This is a genomic window from Nonomuraea sp. NPDC050540 (assembly GCF_044457485.1).
GTDB lineage: Bacteria > Actinomycetota > Actinomycetes > Streptosporangiales > Streptosporangiaceae > Nonomuraea.
Genome location: NZ_JBITHA010000006.1, coordinates 554,716 through 571,164, shown reverse-complemented (window position 1 = coordinate 571,164; position 16,449 = coordinate 554,716). Strand labels below are relative to the sequence as shown.

The window sequence follows — 16,449 nt, the reverse complement described above, 5'->3', positions numbered from 1 at the left end:
TCGACCGGCCGTCGCGCCCGGGTCAGAATCTTATTCTGTAAGCTCGGGCGCGACGGCACAGCGACGGACGGAGCGAGGCGATGGCGGAAGCGAAGGCGCCTTATCAGCGCGGGGGGAGTGCGAGGGACGCCTCTTTCGAGGAGGCGGGCCTGCGCTTCGAGGTGGACGGTGAGATTGCCACGATCACGCTCGCACGACCGGAGAAGCGGAACGCGCAAACGTTCGCGACCTGGTCGGCACTGGCCGGCATCGGCGACAGCCTGCCGGAGCGGGTACGCGTCGTCGTGGTGAGAGGTGAGGGACCGTCCTTCTCGGCAGGGATCGACCTACGCATGTTCACCCCCGAGGGGGTTCCGGGACAGGGCTCGTTCAGCTCTGTGGCCCGGCAGGATCAGGACACGTTCGACAAGGGGATCGAACGAGCACAGCAGGGATTCCTGTGGTTGCGCCGTCCGGAGATCGTCTCGATCGCGGCCGTTCAGGGCCATGCGATCGGCGCCGGATTCCAGCTTGCCCTCGCCTGCGATCTTCGGATCGTGGCCGACGACGTCACATTCTGCATGAAGGAGCCCGCACTGGGCCTGGTCCCCGACCTGACCGGCACCAAACCGCTGGTCGAGCTGGTGGGCCTCGCCAAGGCGAAGGACCTGTGCCTGACCGCCCGCGTCGTCGGGGCGGAGGAAGCCTTCCGGATCGGCCTGGCCGAACAGGTCGTCGAACCGGGTGAGCTGGCGAAAGCCGTACAGGAGAAGGTCGCGCAGCTGCTGTCGACCAACAGGGAAGCGGCCGCGGCGACCAAGCGTCTCCTCCAGGGGGCGCAGACGCGCACCCTGGAGGAGCAGAGTGCCGCCGAGCGGACGGAGCAGGCGGCGCGGATCCGGGCGTTGTTCGCCGGGAGCTGAGAGGGGAACAGCCGCAGGCGCCCGCGTGCTGACCAGACAATGGCGATGATGGGTGGCGGGTTCGGCCCGCAGGCGATGCGGTCGCTGCGCCGTGACGAGTCGGTCATGGACCAGCGGCTGACGCCCGGCACCGTGCGGCGCATCGCCTCCTACGCGCGGCCGTACAAGAAGCAGATCACCGCGTTTCTGCTGCTGGTCGTGGCGGGCGCGGTGATCGTGGTGGCCAACCCGCTGCTCATGAAGGCCATCATCGACGACGGCATCCTGCCCAAGCGGCCGGGCGTGGTGATCGCGCTGGCGGTCTCGATCGCCGCGCTGGCCCTGCTGGACGCCGGGCTGACGCTGGCGCAGCGCTGGTTCTCCTCGCGCATCGGCGAGGGGCTCATCTACAACCTGCGCACCGAGGTCTTCGACCACGTGCAGCGCATGCCGGTGGCCTTCTTCATGCGCGCCCAGACCGGCGCGCTGGTCTCCCGCCTCAACACCGACGTCATCGGCGCCCAGCGCGCCCTGACGAGCACGCTGTCGTCGGTGGTGTCCAACGTCATCAGCCTCCTGCTCGTGCTCGGCGCCATGCTCGCGCTGTCGTGGCAGGTCACGCTGATCGCGCTGGTGCTGCTGCCGGTCTTCATCGTGCCCGCCAAGTGGGTGGGCCGGCGCATGTCCGCGCTGACGCGCGAGCAGATGCAACTCGACGCCGAGATGAGCTCGGTGATGACCGAGCGTTTCAACGTCGCGGGCGCGATGGTCGCCAAGCTGTACGGCCGGCCGCAGGAGGAGACCGACCTGTTCGGCAGGAGGGCTGCCAGGGTGCGCGACGTCGGCGTGACCGTCGGCATGTACGGCACCGTCTTCCGGGTCGCGCTCGGCCTGGTCGCCGCCCTGGCCACCGCGCTGGTCTACGGCATCGGCGGCGTCATGGCCACCCGCGACGTCTTCGAGCTCGGCACGCTGGTCGCCCTGGCCGCGCTGCTCATGCGCCTGTACGGCCCGCTGACCTCGCTGTCCAACGTGCATGTGGACGTGATGACGGCGCTGGTCAGCTTCGACCGGGTCTTCGAGGTGCTCGACCTCAGGCCGATGGTCGCCGAGAAGCCGGGGGCCGGGCCGCTGCCCGACGGGCCGGTCACGATCACCTTCGACGACGTGCGCTTCCGCTACCCGGCGGCCGAGGAGGTCTCGCTGGCCTCCCTGGAGTCGGTGGCCCGCCAGGACACCGGCCCGTCGCACCCGGTGCTCAAGGGCGTGTCGTTCACCGCCGGGCCGGGACAGCTCATCGCCCTCGTCGGCCCCTCGGGAGCGGGCAAGACCACGATCACCTCGCTGGTCTCGCGCCTGTACGACGTGAACGAGGGCGCGGTGCGCGTCAACGGCGTCGATGTGCGCGAGGCCACACTGGCCTCGCTGCACGACACCGTGGGCGTCGTCATGCAGGACGCGCACCTCTTCCACGACACCATCGGCGCCAACCTCCGCTACGCCAGGCCTGACGCCGAGGAGGAGGAGATCTGGGAGGCGCTGCGCGCGGCGCAGATCGCCGACCTGGTCGAGGCTCTGCCCGACCGGCTCGACACCGTCGTCGGCGACCGCGGCTACCGGCTGTCCGGCGGGGAGAAGCAGCGACTCGCGCTGGCCCGGCTGCTGCTGAAGGCGCCGCGCGTGGTCGTGCTGGACGAGGCCACCGCCCACCTCGACTCCGAGTCGGAGTCGGCCGTGCAGCAGGCGCTGAAGACGGCGCTGGCCGGGCGTACCTCGCTGGTCATCGCCCACCGGCTTTCGACGATCCGCGAGGCCGACACGATCCTCGTCGTCCAGGACGGCCGCATCGCCGAGCGCGGCGGGCACGACGAACTGCTGGAGCGCGGCGGGCTGTACGCCGAGCTCTACCGCACGCAGTTCAGCTCGACAGGTAGCCCAGGCGTGTGAGCTCCTGCCTGGCGACCTTCTCCACCAGGGCCAGGTCGTCGGGGCGCAGGCCGGAGCGCCAGGAGCCGGCCTTCGGGATGGGCCGGCCGTACAGGGCGACCTTCGACACGCGCGTCTCCAGAAACTCCGACACCGACGCGATCGTCTGCGCGGGCCGCAGCACGAGGTCCTCGTAGCGCAGCGTCAGCAACTGCTCGGCGGGCAGGTCGCGGCGCAGGGAGGCGCTCAGGCGCACGGCGCTGCGCCAGCGCAGCGCCGACTTGCCCGCGGCTGGCATGTCCTTCCAGCGCTCGCGGTGCTCGTCGCGGCTGAGTCCCAGGAAGGCGTTCGGGAACTCGGTGCCTTCGGCCAGCATCACCGGACGGAACCAGGCCAGGCACGACGGGTCGGCCAGCATGTCCACGGCCACGTCGCGGCCGTCGCGGATCAGCTGCAGGAACCGGGCGTCGGGGAAGGCCTGTCGCAGCACCGGCGCGCTGTAGAGCAGGTCGGGGCTGGCGTCGCCGAAGCGGGTCACGGTGCTGGTGGCCACGCACGGGCCGAGGCCGGTCACGCCGCCCGCCTCGCGGCAGGTCTCCGGGCACAGGCCGCACGAGCCGCGCAGCACCTGCCACGCCTCGGCCAGCGAGTCGCGCAGCACGCGGACCGCGCCTGGACCACCGGCGATGGAGGGTTTGCGGGCGAAGGCGTAGACGACGTTGGCCACGCAGGCCCTGCCGGTCGTCACGTGGAAGCCGGGGGAACGTTTCAACGCGCGGGCGAGCAGGTCCGTACCCGAATGCGGAGCTCCGAGCAGGAACACCGGGCGGCGGACCTTGATGCCGTTGACCACGAGGATGTGAGGCGGAAGTCGCATACGGCATCCAAGTGTGACACCGTTTGCCAGGTGAGCGAGCCAATGTCGGTGACCGTCCTGACAGGTGCGGGAATCTCCACGGATTCCGGGATTCCTGACTTTCGCGGGCCCCAGGGAGTATGGACGAAGGACCCCGCCGCCCAGGAGCTGTACACCATCGACACCTACCTGGCCGACCCCGACGTACGGCGCCGCGCGTGGATCGGCAGGCGTGAGCACGCCGCCTGGGACGCCCGCCCCAACGGCGGCCACGCCGCCCTCGTCGAGCTGGAGCGCGCCGGCCTGCTGCGCGCCCTGCTCACCCAGAACATCGACGAACTGCACCAGCGCGCGGGCAGCTCGCCGGAGAAGGTCATCGAGCTGCACGGCACGCTCTTCCACGTCGTCTGCATGACCTGCGGGCTGCGCACGCCCATGCGCGAGGTGCTCGACCGGGTCGAGGCGGGGGAGGAGGATCCGCCGTGCCCGGAGTGCGGCGGCATCCAGAAGGCCGACACGATCTCCTTCGGCCAGTCGCTCAAGCCGCTCGTCATCCACGCGGCGCTGGAGGCGGCGCGGTCCTGCGACCTGTTCCTCGCCGTGGGCACGTCGCTGACCGTGCATCCGGCCGCCGGGCTGTGCGGCGAGGCGATCGACGCCGGCGCCCGCCTGGTCGTCATGAACGCCCAGCCCACCCCTTACGACGACTTCGCCCACGAGGTCGTCCGCGAGCCGATCGGCCAGGCGCTGCCGGCGCTGGTGAAGGAGCTGGTTCATGCGGCCGGGTGACACCGTCGCCGTCGTCTCCCCCTCGGGACCGCCCGACGCCGTCCGGCTCGCGCGCGGGGTGGCGCTGCTGGAAGGGCTCGGCGTGCGGGTCGTGGTGGGCGCGCACACGATGGCGCGCCAGGACCTTCCCTACCTGGCCGGCTCGGACGCCGCGCGCGCCGCCGACCTGCAGGCCGCCTGGTGCGATCCGGCCGTCACCACGGTGTTCTGCACCAGGGGAGGGTACGGCGCCGCCAGGGTCCTCGACCTGCTGGACTGGAACGCCATGCGGGCCGCCGGGCCCAAGACGCTCGTGGGGTCGAGCGACGTGACGGCTCTGCACCAGGCGTTCCGGGCGGAGCTGGGGGTGGCGACGCTGCACGGTCCGATGCCGGCCTGCACGACGTTCTCCGACGAAGGCGGGCCGGAGCCGGCGACCTGGGCGTCGCTGACCGGGGCGCTGAAGGGCGAGCCGTGGTCGGTGGCGGGCACGTCGACGCTGTCGCGGCCGCTCCCCGGAGCCGCCGGTCCGCCGGCCGGTCCGGCCACCGGTTCGGCCACTGGCCAGGTCACGGGTCCGGTCACGGGTCCGATCGCCGGGGGGAACCTGTCGGTGCTGGCGTCGCTGTGCGGGACCCGGTGGCAGCCACGCTTTACCGGAAATATCGTGTTTTTGGAGGATGTGGGGGAGGCGCCTTACCGCATCGACCGGATGCTCACGCAACTCCTGCGGGCCGGGGCCTTCCAAGGAGTGCTCGGCTTTGCGCTCGGCTCCTGGGAGGAGTGCGGAGACCCGTACCCCGTTCTGCGGGAGCGGTTGCTGCCGCTCGGCGTCCCCGTGCTGGCCGGGCTTCCCGTGGGACACGGCACTCCGCAGCTGAGCATCTGGCTTGGTGCGCTTGGTGCTATCGATACCGAATCGTGCTCGCTGGCTGGTCAGTTCAGCGACGTCGGCACGGCAAGGTAGGAGAAACACGCAGGGACGAAACCGGCATGAGGGGATAGAGCGCGTGAAATTCTTCAGGCGTGAGCCGTCCCGCCGCCGCCCTGAGGACGTGGACCTCGATTCGCTTCTCGCCCTGGTGGCGGACTCGCTGGGTTACGGCTGCGACTTCGCCGCCGACGGTGCCACCCTGACCCTGACACCCGGTCCGGACGGTGGCGTCCGGTCGGCGTTCGACCTGGGCAGGGACACCCGGCCGATGCGCGACGGACTCGTTCTGGTCCGGCTGACCGGCCTGCGCAGGGAGGCCGGTCGACGGCCCCGCGAGGACTGGCCCACGCTCGTCTCCGAACACCTCGGCAACGCGGTCTCCGGTGACCTGGTCGACTTCTGCGACCTGGACCAGGTGCGCACGCTGCTGCGTACCCGCGTGGAAGCCGTGGACGCCGTCGAGGACCTGACCCGCGTCGTCGGCCGCCACCTCAACGGCGACCTGGTGGAACTGCTGAGCGTGGGCCCCCGCCTGATCCGCCCGGAGGAGGCCGGCTGCTGGCCGCTGCCGTCGGCCAAGGCGCTCGAACTGGCCTCCAGGAACGTGCGCGAGGGCGAGCGGCTGACCGTCGAGTCGATCGAGCTGTCCGGCACCCCCGTCACCCGCCTGACCGGTCCCTCCCCGACCGCACCGACACACCTGCGCTGGCTGCCGGACTACCTTCCGGTGCCGAGGGACGGGGTGCTGGTGGTTCTGCCCGACCCGTACACGCTGCTGGTGCACCCGGTCAACGGCCTCGGCGTCGTACGCGCCATCGAACGGCTGCGCCTGCACGCCGCGAGGACCGACGGCATGAGCGACCAGGTGTACTGGTGGCACGAGGGCCGCCTGACCCACCTGAGGGCCGACATCGTCCTGCACGAGGGCCACGCCCGCCTCGTGGTCACCCCGCCCCCGGATTTCGCTCAGGTCCTCGCCCGCCTGGCCGTCTGAGCCGCGTTCCGGCCCTTCCACGCCGGATGACCCGTCGATACCTTAATTTCCTACCAAATGTGTGGGATAGTTGCGAGGGTGAGCCACGAGCGGACCACTCCTCTGAACGCGGCCATCCTGGCCGGACGCTGGATCAGGTCGGCGGGGTCCGACCACGGGCACGGGCGGCGCTGGCAGGCCAACCCCGACCACCGCGGCCGCGCGGCCGTGGGATCGGAACCCGCCTCCCTGTACGCGGGCGCTGCCGGCATCGTGCTGTTCTTCCTCGACCTGGCCGCCGCCACCGGCCACGAGGCGTACCTGGAGGAGGCCCGCCAAGGCGCCCGATACCTGGCCGCCACCTGGCGTGAGCAGCAGGACCTCACGCTCTACCACGGCCTGGCCGGGACCGTCTTCGCGCTCACCGAGGCCGGATGGGTGCTGGGGGAGGAGCGCCTCGAAGACGAGGCGCGGGCCGCCGCCGGCCACATCGTCGCCAGGGCCCGTCCGCTGGCAGGAGGACTGGGCTGGTCGAACGACCCCGCCCAGAGGGGCGACGGCGGGATCGTGCTCGGGCTGCTGCGCGCCGCGGCCATGCTCGGCGTGCCCGCCTACGAGCAGGCGGCGCTGGAGGCGGGCGAGCGCATCAGGGCGCAGGCGGTGCCGGGGCACCAGTTCGGGGACTGCCCCGGCATCCCGACCGACGCGGTCACGCCCGGCTTCTACAGCGGTACGGCCGGCACCGCCTTCCTCCTGGCCCGCCTGTACGGCGTCACCGGCGACGAGCGTTTCCTGGAGGCGGCCAGGCGCGGCTCGGGGTTCGTCAAGTCGGTGGCGGTGGTGACGAACCACGCGGCGTACGTGCCGCACCACGTGCCGCACGGGCGCGGCCTGCACTATCTCGGCTACTGCTCCGGCTCGGCGGGCGTGGCCCGCATGTTCTACGAGCTCTACCGCGTGGCCGGCGAACTGGGCGACCTCGACTGGACCGAGCGCCTGGCCGCCGGGATCATCGCCAGCGGCGTGCCGTACCAGCAGACCAACGGCTACTGGAACTCCGCCTGCCAGTGCTGCGGGACGGCCGGGCTCGTGGAGCTGTTCGTGGGGTTGTGGGCGGTGACCGGCCACGAGCCGTACCGGGAGTACGCGCGCACGCTCGCCGAGCACCTCATCGGCCGGGCGACCGGGCACGACGGGCGGGGGAACCGGTGGTACCAGGCCTACCGGCGGCTGCGGCCGGGGGAGGTGAGCGCGGACACCGGCTACATGGTCGGGGCCGCGGGCATCGGGGCGGCGCTGCTGCATCTGGACGCGGCCGAGCAGGAGGGCGAGACCCGCCGGGTCATCCTGACGCCCGACAATCCCTTCCCGGCGATCCCGTCCCCGGCTTTCTTGCATTGACAGAGGAGCTCCGATGACCGTCTTCGCCCCGCCCGCCGATCAGGCCGCCTACGGTCCCTACGGTCCGGGACGGCTGCACACCTCGCCGGAGTGGAACCGCCCGATCTACCCCTTCCAGGGCCGCGTCGGCGCCGACCCGTTCCCGGCCGAGCCGGGGCGCTACCACCTGTACGCCGCCCACCTGTGCCCGTGGGCGCAGCGCGCGACGATCGTGCGCACGCTCGCCGGGCTGGAGCAGGTGGTCGGCCTGAGCTACGTCGACGACGAGCGAGACGGCCGCGGCTGGGCCTTCCGCGAGCGCCGCGGCCCCGACCCGGTGAACGGCTTCGCCTTCCTTGAGCAGGCGTACGAGGCCACCGAGCCCGGATACGCCGGGCACATCTCGGTGCCGGTGCTGTGGGACCGGGCAGGCGGCAGGATCGTCAGCAACCACTACCCGGACATCACCCTCGACCTGGCCACCCGATTCGCGCGCTGGTCGGACTCGCCGGAGCGGCTGTACCCGGCCGAGCTGCGGGCGCTGATCGACGCGCGCAACGACGAGATCCTCCACCGGGTCAACCGCGGCGTCTCCCTCGTGGGCCGGGCGCGCACCCAGGAGGAGTACGACGACCTGCGCCAGCGTGTGGTCGCCGCCTTCGAGAGCCTGGACGCGCACCTGGCCGGGCACCGCTACCTGGTCGGTGAGCAGCTCACCGAGGCCGACGTCCGGCTGTGGGTGACGCTGGCCCGCTTCGACCTCGGCTACAACCCGGCCAACAGGATCAGCGAGCGTCCCCTGTCCGGCTTCCCGCATCTGTGGGCCTACGCCCGCGACCTCTACCAGCGCCCGGCCTTCCGCGACACCACCGACTTCACCACGTTCGGCCACCGCCCGCCCGAGGACAACGCGGACGTCAAACGCATCGATGTCGCGCCCGGCGCGGCCGACTGGGACGAGCCCCACCGCCGGGGACCCGCGTGAGCACGCCCGCCGCCACGGCGGCCTCAGTACCCGGTACGGCCGCGCCGCCGCGGCGGCCGTACCGTTATTCGGCGGGACGGGTCACGACAGGGCGCGGGCGGCGTGGACCAGGGGCACGTGGCTGAAGGCCTGCGGGAAGTTGCCGACGAGCCTGGCGTAGCGGGGGTCGTACTCCTCGGCCAGCAGTCCCAGGTCGTTGCGCAGCCCGAGCAGGCGGGTGAACAGCTCTTCGGCCTCCTTCTTGCGTCCCTGCAGGGCCATGACCTCGACCAGCCAGAAGCTGCAGGCCAGGAACGCGCCCTCGGCCCCGGCCAGGCCGTCGACGTCGTTGTCGGCGGCCACCGGGTAGCGCAGCACGAACCCGTCGGACAGCAGTTCCTTCTCGATGGCGGCCACCGTGCCGGTCACCCGGGGGTCGTCGACGGGCAGGAAGCCGATGAGCGGCATGAGCAGCAGCGCCGCGTCCAGTTCGGTCGAGCCGTAGGACTGGGTGAAGGTGTTGCGTACCGGGTCGTAGCCCTTGTCGCAGATCTCGGCGTGGACGACCTCGCGTAGCCGTTTCCAGCGGTCGACCGGGCCGACGCGGCCGAACTCCTCCACGTAGCGGACCGCCCGGTCCAGGGCGACCCAGCACATGATCTTGGAGTGGGTGAAGTGGCGGCGCGGGCCGCGTACCTCCCACAGGCCCTCGTCGGGCTCGTCCCAGTGTTCCTCGACGTAGGCCAGCAGCTCGCGCTGGATGGCCCAGGCGCGGTCGTCGGCGCCCAGGCCCATCTTCCTGGAGACGAACAGGCAGTTCATGACCTCGCCGTAGACGTCGAGCTGGAGCTGGTTGACGGCGTTGTTGCCGATGCGCACGGGGCGGGAGTCCTCGTAGCCGTCCAGCCAGGCCAGTTCGAGCTCGGGCAGGCGGCGCTCGCCGGCGACGCCGTACATGATCTGCAGGTCCTGCGGACGGCCCGCGATCGCGCGCAGCAGCCACGCGCGCCACTCGCCCGCCTCCTCGATGTAGCCGGAGCTGATGAGGGCGTCGAGGGTGAGGGTGGCGTCGCGCAGCCAGCAGAAGCGGTAGTCCCAGTTGCGCACGCCGCCGATGTCCTCGGGCAGCGAGGTGGTGGGCGCGGCGACGATGCCGCCGGTGGGGGCGTAGGTGAGCGCCTTCAGCGTGATCAGCGAACGTACGACGGCGTCGCGGTGGGGGCCCTCGTAGGTGCACCTGGCCACCCATTCGGCCCACATGGCCTCGGTCTCGGCGAGCTGGCCCTCGGCGGAGATCTCGCGGGGCATCGGCTCGTGCGAGGGGTGCCAGGTGAACACGAACGGCAGCCGCTGGCCCTCGCGGACGGTGAACGTGGCCCGGTGGGCGTAGTCGCCGCCCTTGAGCGGGACGGGGGAGTGCAGCCAGACCGAGTCGGGGCCGCCGATGGCCTGCAGGTGGCCGTCGCTGCGGCGCACCCACGGCACGATGCGGCCGTAGTCGAAGCGGACGCGGAGCTGGGTGGAGACCTCCACCTCGCCGCTGACGCCTTCGACGATACGGACGACGTCGGGGTTCTTGTCACGCGGCGGCATGAAGTCGATCACGCGGACGGTGCCCGTCGGGGTGTCCCACTCGCTCTCCAGGATGAGCGTGTCGGGCCGGTATCGGCGTCTGGTCGCCGCCCGCCTGCCGGTGGGGCCGAGCCACCAGTGCCCGTTGCGTTCGCCGCCGAGCAGGGCGGAGAAGCACGACGGGGAGTCGAACCTCGGCAGGCAGAGCCAGTCGATGGAGCCGTCTCTGCCCACCAGGGCCGCCGACTGCATGTCCCCGATCATCGCGTAGTCCTCGATCCGCATGGGACCGACGCTACCCGTCCGCGGGGTGGTCCCGTGGAAGCTATCGATCATGTCGCGTCATGTCCGTCAGCTTCCACGGGAGGTTCAGGGGGTCTCTCGCGTCAGCGGGAACCAGCGGGTGAACATCTGCGTGAGCGGGCCGATGGCCAGGGCGAAGACGAGGGTACCGAGGCCGAGCGTGCCGCCGAGCAGCCAGCCGACGCCCAGCGCGGTGATCTCGATGAGGAAGCGGCCGAGCCGTACCGACAGGCCGAGGCGCATGAGGCCGGTCATGATGCCGTCGCGCGGGCCCGGGCCCAGTCCAGCGCTGATGTAGAGCGCGGTGGCCAGGGCGATGGTGACGACGGCGGTCAGCAGGTACGTCCAGCTGAGCGCCCAGTGGCCCGGGGTGGGCAGCAGCCAGATCGCGGCGTCGGCGAACAGGCCGAGGAAGACGACGTTGCTGATCGTGCCGATGCCGGGCTTCTGCTTCAGCGGGATCCACAGCAGCATCACCAGCGCGCCGACCGCGATGATGATCGTGCCGATGGTCAGGCCCGTCCTGAGTGCTACGCCCTGGTGGAAGACGTCCCACGGGCTGTTGCCCACGCCGGACTCGATCTGGAGGCCGATGCCGAGGCCGTACAGGGCCAGGCCGCCGTAGAGGCGCAGGAGACGGGACGGAAGGGAACCCACGGTAGGGACGGACATTTCGCTCATAGTGGTCTCATGGTGGCAGGGGTTTGGGTTGCGCTAAAAGGGCCAATCGTGAAAAGTGGCCTTATGAGGTTCTTGAGTGCGGTGCAGGTCGCGAGGCTCGTCGCGGTGCCGCGGGACGCCCGTCCCTACTACCGCGCGCTGGCCGGCGCGGTGCGGGCGCGCATCCTGGACGGCCAGATCCCGGTCCGCGTGCGCATGCCCGCCGAACGCCATCTGGCCGAGCAGCTTCGCGTCAGCCGCACCACCGTGACCTCCGCCTACGACCTGCTGCGCGAGCAGGGCTACCTCGGCAGCCGCCAGGGCTCGGGCAGCTGGACGGAGCTGCCCGACCCGGCCACCACCGTCGACAACCCGTGGCTGTCCACCGGCGACGACGGGCTGCTCCAGCTGCACTGCGCCGCCCCCGGCGCCACCTCGCACCTGCGCGAGGCCATGCTGGAGGCGGTCGACGACGTGGGCCGCTACGGCATGGGCAACGGCTACGACCCGATGGGCCTGGCCGTCCTGCGCGAGCGCATCGCCGCCCACTACGGCGCGCGTGGCCTGGCCACCCGGCCCGAGCAGATCCTCGTCACCACCGGCTCCCAGCACGCCATCCAGCTCGTCATGGGGCTGCTCGTCGGCTCCGGCGACACCGTGCTCGTCGAGTCGCCCACCTATCCGCACGCCATCGACGCCGCCCGCCAGCGCGGCGCCAGGATCGCGCCGGTCGGCATCACCCACGCGGGCTGGCAGGCCGACCTCGTCGCGGGCGCGATGCGGCAGTCGGCGGCCAGGCTCGCCTACCTGATGCCGGACTTCCAGAACCCCACCGGGGCGCTCATGGACGACGCCACCCGGGCGGCGGTGGTGGGGGCGGCCCGCCGTACCGACACCATGCTGCTCATCGACGAGACCTGGGCGGAGCTGGCGATGGAGGAAGTGCCGGGCACCGCGCCGATGGCCGCCTTCGACACCGACAGCCGCGTGATCACGATCGGGTCGGCGTCCAAGCTGTGGTGGGGCGGGCTGCGTATCGGCTGGATCCGCAGCACCGAGGCGCTCACGCGCCGCCTGGCCCTGCACCGCGCGGCCGTCGACATCGCCAGCCCGGTGATGGAACAGCTGATCGTGGCGCGGCTGTTCGACCGGATGGAGGAGACGCGCGCCGAGCGCCGCCGCACGCTGCGCGCCTCGCGTGACGCGCTCGTCGCCGCGGTGCGTGCGCACCTGCCCGAGTGGAGCTTCACCGTCCCGCGCGGCGGCGGCACCCTGTGGATACGGCTGCCGCGCGGCAACGCCATCGCCTTCGCCGAGGCCGCGGCCACCCACGGGCTACGGCTGGCGCCCGGCCCCTGGTTCGGCCTGGAGGGAACCCTGGAGTCCTACGTCCGCCTGCCGTTCACCCAGCCTCCGGCGGTGCTGGCCGAGGCGGCCCGCATGCTCGCGGCCGCCGACGCCCGCGGCCCGGTCGGCCCCCGCCCGGCCGAGACGCTCATCCCGATGGTCTGACTCCTGGTGCGGACAGCGAAACGCCCGGCCCTTCGGGACAAGAGGGCCGGGCGTTCCGCTTGCGCTGTGACTAGTGGCGAACGACCCTCACCCAGTCGGTCGCGGCCGAGCCCTCGAGGTACCTGCTGCCCTCGAAGACCGCCTTCCACGTGCCGGAGGTCCAGGCGCGGGCCCCGGTGTGGAAGTAGCCGCCGTTGTCCGTGCGGACCGTGTCGACGTAGTGCCAGCGGCCGGAGTAGTTCGGCTTGAAGAGGATCGTGATCCGCTTGCCGCCGAGCCAGTACCAGCTGCCCTCACGGCAGTGGTCGGCGTTGAACACCTGCACGTAGCCGTTGATGTAGTCCTCGTCGCACTGCACCGAGAGCTTGCCCTCAAGGGTCAGGCGCGAGCCCTTCCAGACCGGCTCCGGGTTGGCGTCGAACGACAGGCGGGTGTTGCCGCCGTCGCCGTAGTCGCCGGTGTCGAAGCCGAGGCCGGGAGGTTCGGCCATGGCGGGAGTGGCGGTCGCCAGCACGGCGGTGCCGAGCGCGGCAGCAGCTGCCGCGGCCGCGAGACGTCGCATCATCTAAAAACTTCCTTCCCCGTCGAGACGTGCTCCGGGACAGAACACGTCTACGCCAATGACGCGCAAAGGCAGGGAAAGGTTGCCGCCAGAATGATCACGATTCGGCAACAGCCGGTAAAGCGAAGGTCAAGGACGATCTCCGATGTGTTCGACCGAGGAGAGTTCGGCGGCGTAGTGACCGGTTCCCGGGAACCGGGCCCGCCACTGTCCCTTCGCCGGGCCCAGCACGGTCTTGCCGAACTTGCCCAGTTCCGAGGTGGTCGCCACGGCCTCCTGCTTCCACGGCGACTTCTCGTCGCGGCGGTGCAGGATTTCCATGCGCTGGTTGCCGAACGGGGCGTAGTCGGTGAAGCCCATCGGGTCCACGCGGGTCAGCACGCCGCGCAGCCGCACGGCCTTCGTGCCGGCCACCTTGGTGGCCTGCACCGAGGTCAGGCGGGTCTCCTTGCGCAGCTTGAACGTCTTGTACGCGGTCACGCTCCTGCCGTCGGGGCTGGTCGCCGTGGCGACGATCGTCCAGGTGCCCGACGGGTAGTAGCGGGTCAGGCCCTTCTCGGGCAGGAAACGCCAGGTCTGCCAGCCGTCGCCGCGGCGCATCGGCTCGGCCTTGTCCTCCTGCCACTGCGGCGCCTGCCACGGTACGGCGAGCCCGGGAGCGGGCGGCAGCGGCGCGGGCACCGGCGGGACCTGGGAGGGCGCGACCGACGGCAGCGCGGAAGGCGCGGCGGACGGCAGCACGGACGGAAGGGCCGACGGAAGAGCCGACGGAGCCACGGACGGCAGAGCCGACGGCACCGCGGACGGCGCGACCGAGGGCACGGCTGACGGCAGGGCGGACGGCGCGACGGACGGGACGACGGTGGGCGCGGGCAGCGGAGGCGACGGATCCAGCGGCGGCGGGGTCACCGGCGGCGGATCCACGGGGTCCACCGGTGGCGCGGGCACCCCGTCCGGTGGCGCGCCCGGGTCCACCTTGACGGTGACCCCTTCGCGGCCGTCCACCCCCTGGGCGACGACCTCGATGACGAGGCGGACCGACCCGCTGGGCCCGACCACCGGATCGGCCGGACGTATGGTGATCTCTCGGATGGCGGGCTCGTCCGCCGCGTTGGCCGCCGGCACGGGTACCGCGAGGGCTCCCACCGCGAGTGAAGCCAGAAGGACTCTGCTAGTCATGATCAAGACGGTAGGAACCATCCGGTAATGGCCAGGGGTAGGACACACGCCCCCAACGGCAAAAGCCGTCAGTCCACGTAAAGCCCCTCGATGACGTCGGCGTACTTGGCGTGGATGACGCGCCGCTTCAGCTTCAGGCTCGGTGTGAGCTCCGCCGTCTCGGCCGTCCACTCGCTGCCGATCAGGGCCCAGCGCTTGACCTGTTGCACCCGTGCCAGCTTGGCGTTGGCCGCCTCCACGGCCCGTTCGACCTCCTTGAGCACCTCGCCGTTCTGGGCCAGTTCGGCCAGTGAGGAGAAGGCGACGCCGCGGGCCTGCGCCCACGCGGGCGCGAGCTCGGCGTCGAGCGTGAGGACCGCCACCGGGTGCGGGCGGCCGTCACCGTAGGCGAGCGCCTGGCCGATGAGCGGGTGCTCCTTCAGGTGGCTCTCGATGTTGGCGGGCGAGATGTTCTCGCCGCCCGCGGTGATGATGAGCTCCTTCTTGCGGTCCACGACCCGCACGAAGCCGTCCTCGTCGATCGAGCCGATGTCGCCGGTGTGCAGCCAGCCGTCCTCGTCGATCAGGGCCGCGCTCTCCTCCGGCCGGTTCAGGTAGCCGCCGGTGTTGAGCGGGCTGCGGGTGAGGATCTCGCCGTCCTCGGCGATGCGGATCTCGACGCCGGGCTCGGCCCTGCCCACCGTGCCGAGCTTGTAGTCGGCGGGGCTGTTGCCGGTGAAGGCTCCGGTCGTCTCCGTCATGCCGTACACGTCGATGACCTTCAGGCCGAGGCCGGCGAAGAAGCGCTGCACTTCGCCCGGCAGCGGCGCGGCGCCGGTCGCCGTCCACTGGGCCTGGTCGAAGCCGATCATCGAGCGGACCACCGACAGCAGCGCCTTGTCGGCCTGGTCGTAGGCGGCCTGGATCTCGGGGGTGATCGTGCCGCCGTGCTGGCCCGCCTCGACGTAGGCGACGCCGGCCGCCATGGCCTGCCGTACCTGCTGCTGCTGTTCTTCGGGCTGGGTGGCGAGGACGGCCTGCAGGCGCGCCATCATCTTCTCCCACACGCGCGGCACGCCGAAGAACATCATCGGCCGGACCTGCCCCAGCGTGGCGCCGAGGTTGGCCAGGTCGGTGCAGAAGTAGACGTGCGAGACCTTCATCAGCGGCAGGTAGAGGCTGAGGACGCGCTCGGCGATGTGCGCGTAGGTCAGGTAGCTGATCTGCGTGCCCTGGACGGGCAGCGTGGTGAGGCGGTCGGTGGAGGCCACCTCGTAGAAGACGTTGCGGTGGGTGAGCGGCACGCCCTTGGGCATGCCGGTGGTGCCCGAGGTGTACAGGACCGTGACGGTGTCGTCGGCGCTGACGGCCCGCCAGCGGGCGTCCACGGCGTCGCGGCCCGCGGCCAGCGCGCGCTCGCCGAGCGCCAGGAAGTCCGCCCATGACAGGAAGCGCTCGTCGCCCTCGGGCGCGCCGTCCAGCACGATGATCCGCCGCAGCTCGGTGAGCTGGTCCAGGACCGGCATCCAGCGGTCCACGTCGGCCGGGCCGCCCAGCACGGCGTAGCGGGCGCCGACGTCGGCGGCCACGAAGGCGATCTGCTCGGCGGCGAAGGTCGAGTAGATGGTGCAGCCCACGCCGCCCGCGTGCACCGCTCCGAGGTCGGCCAGCACGTGCTCGCCGCGGTTGACCATCATCAGCGCCACGGCCTCGCCGGGCTCCAGCCCGAGCTCCGCGAACGCCGCCGCGATCGTCAGCACCCTCTCGCGCGCCTCGGCGTAGGTGAGCGTGCGCCAGCCCTCGCCCTCGGGGTCGGAGTAGGCGGGGGAGCCGGGATGGTCGGCGGCGACCTGTCTCAGCTGCTCGCACACGGTACGGCCGGCGATCTGCGACTCGATCTCGGCCCGTACCTCAAGGACTTCGGCCATGGCGCCCGCCTCCAGTCAGTATTCACTTGCACGAGTGGGATGCATCGCACCACACGCCGGGGGAAGCGGCAA

General features: G+C 71.5%; 14 protein-coding genes. 8 read left to right on the top strand and 6 right to left on the bottom strand.

What is annotated here, in order from left to right:
- Positions 1 to 80 precede the first annotated feature (80 nt).
- The gene (locus ACIBI5_RS23820) at positions 81 to 902 is read left to right on the top strand and encodes an enoyl-CoA hydratase/isomerase family protein (RefSeq protein ID WP_397250140.1); all 822 of its coding nucleotides are present in this window, start codon (positions 81 to 83) and stop codon (positions 900 to 902) included.
- Positions 903 to 941: 39 nt separating this feature from the next.
- On the top strand, positions 942 to 2,828 hold the full coding sequence (locus tag ACIBI5_RS23815; protein WP_397250138.1) for an ABC transporter ATP-binding protein: 1,887 nt from the start codon (positions 942 to 944) through the stop codon (positions 2,826 to 2,828).
- Here the strand turns inward: ACIBI5_RS23815 and ACIBI5_RS23810 are convergent.
- Positions 2,800 to 3,684: a sulfotransferase family protein gene (locus ACIBI5_RS23810; RefSeq protein WP_397250136.1), complete on the bottom strand. Its 885-nt coding sequence runs from the start codon at positions 3,682 to 3,684 to the stop codon at positions 2,800 to 2,802. The two genes, ACIBI5_RS23815 and ACIBI5_RS23810, sit on opposite strands and share 29 nt — an antisense overlap.
- A gap of 42 nt (positions 3,685 to 3,726) precedes the next feature.
- On the opposite strand from ACIBI5_RS23810, the gene ACIBI5_RS23805 reads away from it, so the two are divergent.
- The 5 genes from ACIBI5_RS23805 (at position 3,727) to ACIBI5_RS23785 (ending at position 8,703) form a co-directional block, all read left to right on the top strand.
- Positions 3,727 to 4,452 (top strand): SIR2 family NAD-dependent protein deacylase, encoded by a 726-nt coding sequence (locus tag ACIBI5_RS23805; RefSeq protein ID WP_397250324.1) that lies wholly within the window; start codon positions 3,727 to 3,729, stop codon positions 4,450 to 4,452.
- Positions 4,439 to 5,398: an LD-carboxypeptidase gene (locus ACIBI5_RS23800; RefSeq protein ID WP_397250134.1), complete on the top strand. Its 960-nt coding sequence runs from the start codon at positions 4,439 to 4,441 to the stop codon at positions 5,396 to 5,398. The genes ACIBI5_RS23805 and ACIBI5_RS23800 overlap by 14 nt, the downstream gene beginning before the upstream one ends.
- Before the next feature lie 43 nt (positions 5,399 to 5,441).
- Complete coding sequence (locus tag ACIBI5_RS23795) at positions 5,442 to 6,359, top strand: hypothetical protein (protein ID WP_397250132.1); 918 nt, start codon at positions 5,442 to 5,444, stop codon at positions 6,357 to 6,359.
- Between the two features lie 78 nt (positions 6,360 to 6,437).
- Entirely contained in the window at positions 6,438 to 7,739 is a 1,302-nt protein-coding gene (locus ACIBI5_RS23790; RefSeq protein WP_397250130.1) for a lanthionine synthetase LanC family protein, read from the top strand.
- 13 nt (positions 7,740 to 7,752) lie between these two features.
- Positions 7,753 to 8,703: a glutathione S-transferase C-terminal domain-containing protein gene (locus tag ACIBI5_RS23785; RefSeq protein ID WP_397250128.1), complete on the top strand. Its 951-nt coding sequence runs from the start codon at positions 7,753 to 7,755 to the stop codon at positions 8,701 to 8,703.
- A gap of 81 nt (positions 8,704 to 8,784) precedes the next feature.
- On the opposite strand, the gene ACIBI5_RS23780 is transcribed toward ACIBI5_RS23785, so the two are convergent.
- A complete protein-coding gene (locus ACIBI5_RS23780) occupies positions 8,785 to 10,539 on the bottom strand; it encodes a glycoside hydrolase family 15 protein (RefSeq protein WP_397250126.1) in 1,755 nt (584 codons plus the stop codon).
- Between the two features lie 84 nt (positions 10,540 to 10,623).
- Positions 10,624 to 11,229, bottom strand: a complete 606-nt coding sequence (locus ACIBI5_RS23775; protein WP_397250124.1) for a YitT family protein — start codon at positions 11,227 to 11,229, stop codon at positions 10,624 to 10,626.
- Between the two features lie 72 nt (positions 11,230 to 11,301).
- Between ACIBI5_RS23775 and ACIBI5_RS23770 the strand changes: the two genes are divergently transcribed.
- Positions 11,302 to 12,729, top strand: a complete 1,428-nt coding sequence (locus tag ACIBI5_RS23770) for a PLP-dependent aminotransferase family protein (protein ID WP_397250122.1) — start codon at positions 11,302 to 11,304, stop codon at positions 12,727 to 12,729.
- 70 nt (positions 12,730 to 12,799) lie between these two features.
- Here the strand turns inward: ACIBI5_RS23770 and ACIBI5_RS23765 are convergent, their stop codons facing one another.
- From ACIBI5_RS23765 to ACIBI5_RS23755, 3 genes are all read right to left on the bottom strand, one after another.
- The gene (locus ACIBI5_RS23765; RefSeq protein ID WP_397250120.1) at positions 12,800 to 13,294 is read right to left on the bottom strand and encodes a hypothetical protein; all 495 of its coding nucleotides are present in this window, start codon (positions 13,292 to 13,294) and stop codon (positions 12,800 to 12,802) included.
- Between the two features lie 126 nt (positions 13,295 to 13,420).
- The gene (locus tag ACIBI5_RS23760) at positions 13,421 to 14,470 is read right to left on the bottom strand and encodes a hypothetical protein (protein ID WP_397250118.1); all 1,050 of its coding nucleotides are present in this window, start codon (positions 14,468 to 14,470) and stop codon (positions 13,421 to 13,423) included.
- A 68-nt stretch (positions 14,471 to 14,538) separates the two neighbouring features.
- Entirely contained in the window at positions 14,539 to 16,377 is a 1,839-nt protein-coding gene (locus ACIBI5_RS23755; protein ID WP_397250116.1) for an AMP-dependent synthetase/ligase, read from the bottom strand.
- Between the last annotated feature and the right edge of the window lie 72 nt (positions 16,378 to 16,449).

Excerpts from the sequence above, each read along its gene's own strand:
- ACIBI5_RS23820 (WP_397250140.1), top strand. The coding sequence starts at position 81 with ATGGCGGAAGCGAAGGCGCCTTATCAGCGCGGGGGGAGTGCGAGGGAC.
- ACIBI5_RS23815 (WP_397250138.1), top strand. The coding sequence starts at position 942 with ATGGCGATGATGGGTGGCGGGTTCGGCCCGCAGGCGATGCGGTCGCTG.
- ACIBI5_RS23810 (WP_397250136.1), bottom strand. The coding sequence starts at position 3,684 with ATGCGACTTCCGCCTCACATCCTCGTGGTCAACGGCATCAAGGTCCGC.
- ACIBI5_RS23805 (WP_397250324.1), top strand. The coding sequence starts at position 3,727 with ATGTCGGTGACCGTCCTGACAGGTGCGGGAATCTCCACGGATTCCGGG.
- ACIBI5_RS23800 (WP_397250134.1), top strand. The coding sequence starts at position 4,439 with ATGCGGCCGGGTGACACCGTCGCCGTCGTCTCCCCCTCGGGACCGCCC.
- ACIBI5_RS23785 (WP_397250128.1), top strand. The coding sequence starts at position 7,753 with ATGACCGTCTTCGCCCCGCCCGCCGATCAGGCCGCCTACGGTCCCTAC.
- ACIBI5_RS23780 (WP_397250126.1), bottom strand. The coding sequence starts at position 10,539 with ATGCGGATCGAGGACTACGCGATGATCGGGGACATGCAGTCGGCGGCC.
- ACIBI5_RS23775 (WP_397250124.1), bottom strand. The coding sequence starts at position 11,229 with ATGTCCGTCCCTACCGTGGGTTCCCTTCCGTCCCGTCTCCTGCGCCTC.
- ACIBI5_RS23770 (WP_397250122.1), top strand. The coding sequence starts at position 11,302 with ATGAGGTTCTTGAGTGCGGTGCAGGTCGCGAGGCTCGTCGCGGTGCCG.
- ACIBI5_RS23765 (WP_397250120.1), bottom strand. The coding sequence starts at position 13,294 with ATGATGCGACGTCTCGCGGCCGCGGCAGCTGCTGCCGCGCTCGGCACC.
- ACIBI5_RS23760 (WP_397250118.1), bottom strand. The coding sequence starts at position 14,470 with ATGACTAGCAGAGTCCTTCTGGCTTCACTCGCGGTGGGAGCCCTCGCG.
- ACIBI5_RS23755 (WP_397250116.1), bottom strand. The coding sequence starts at position 16,377 with ATGGCCGAAGTCCTTGAGGTACGGGCCGAGATCGAGTCGCAGATCGCC.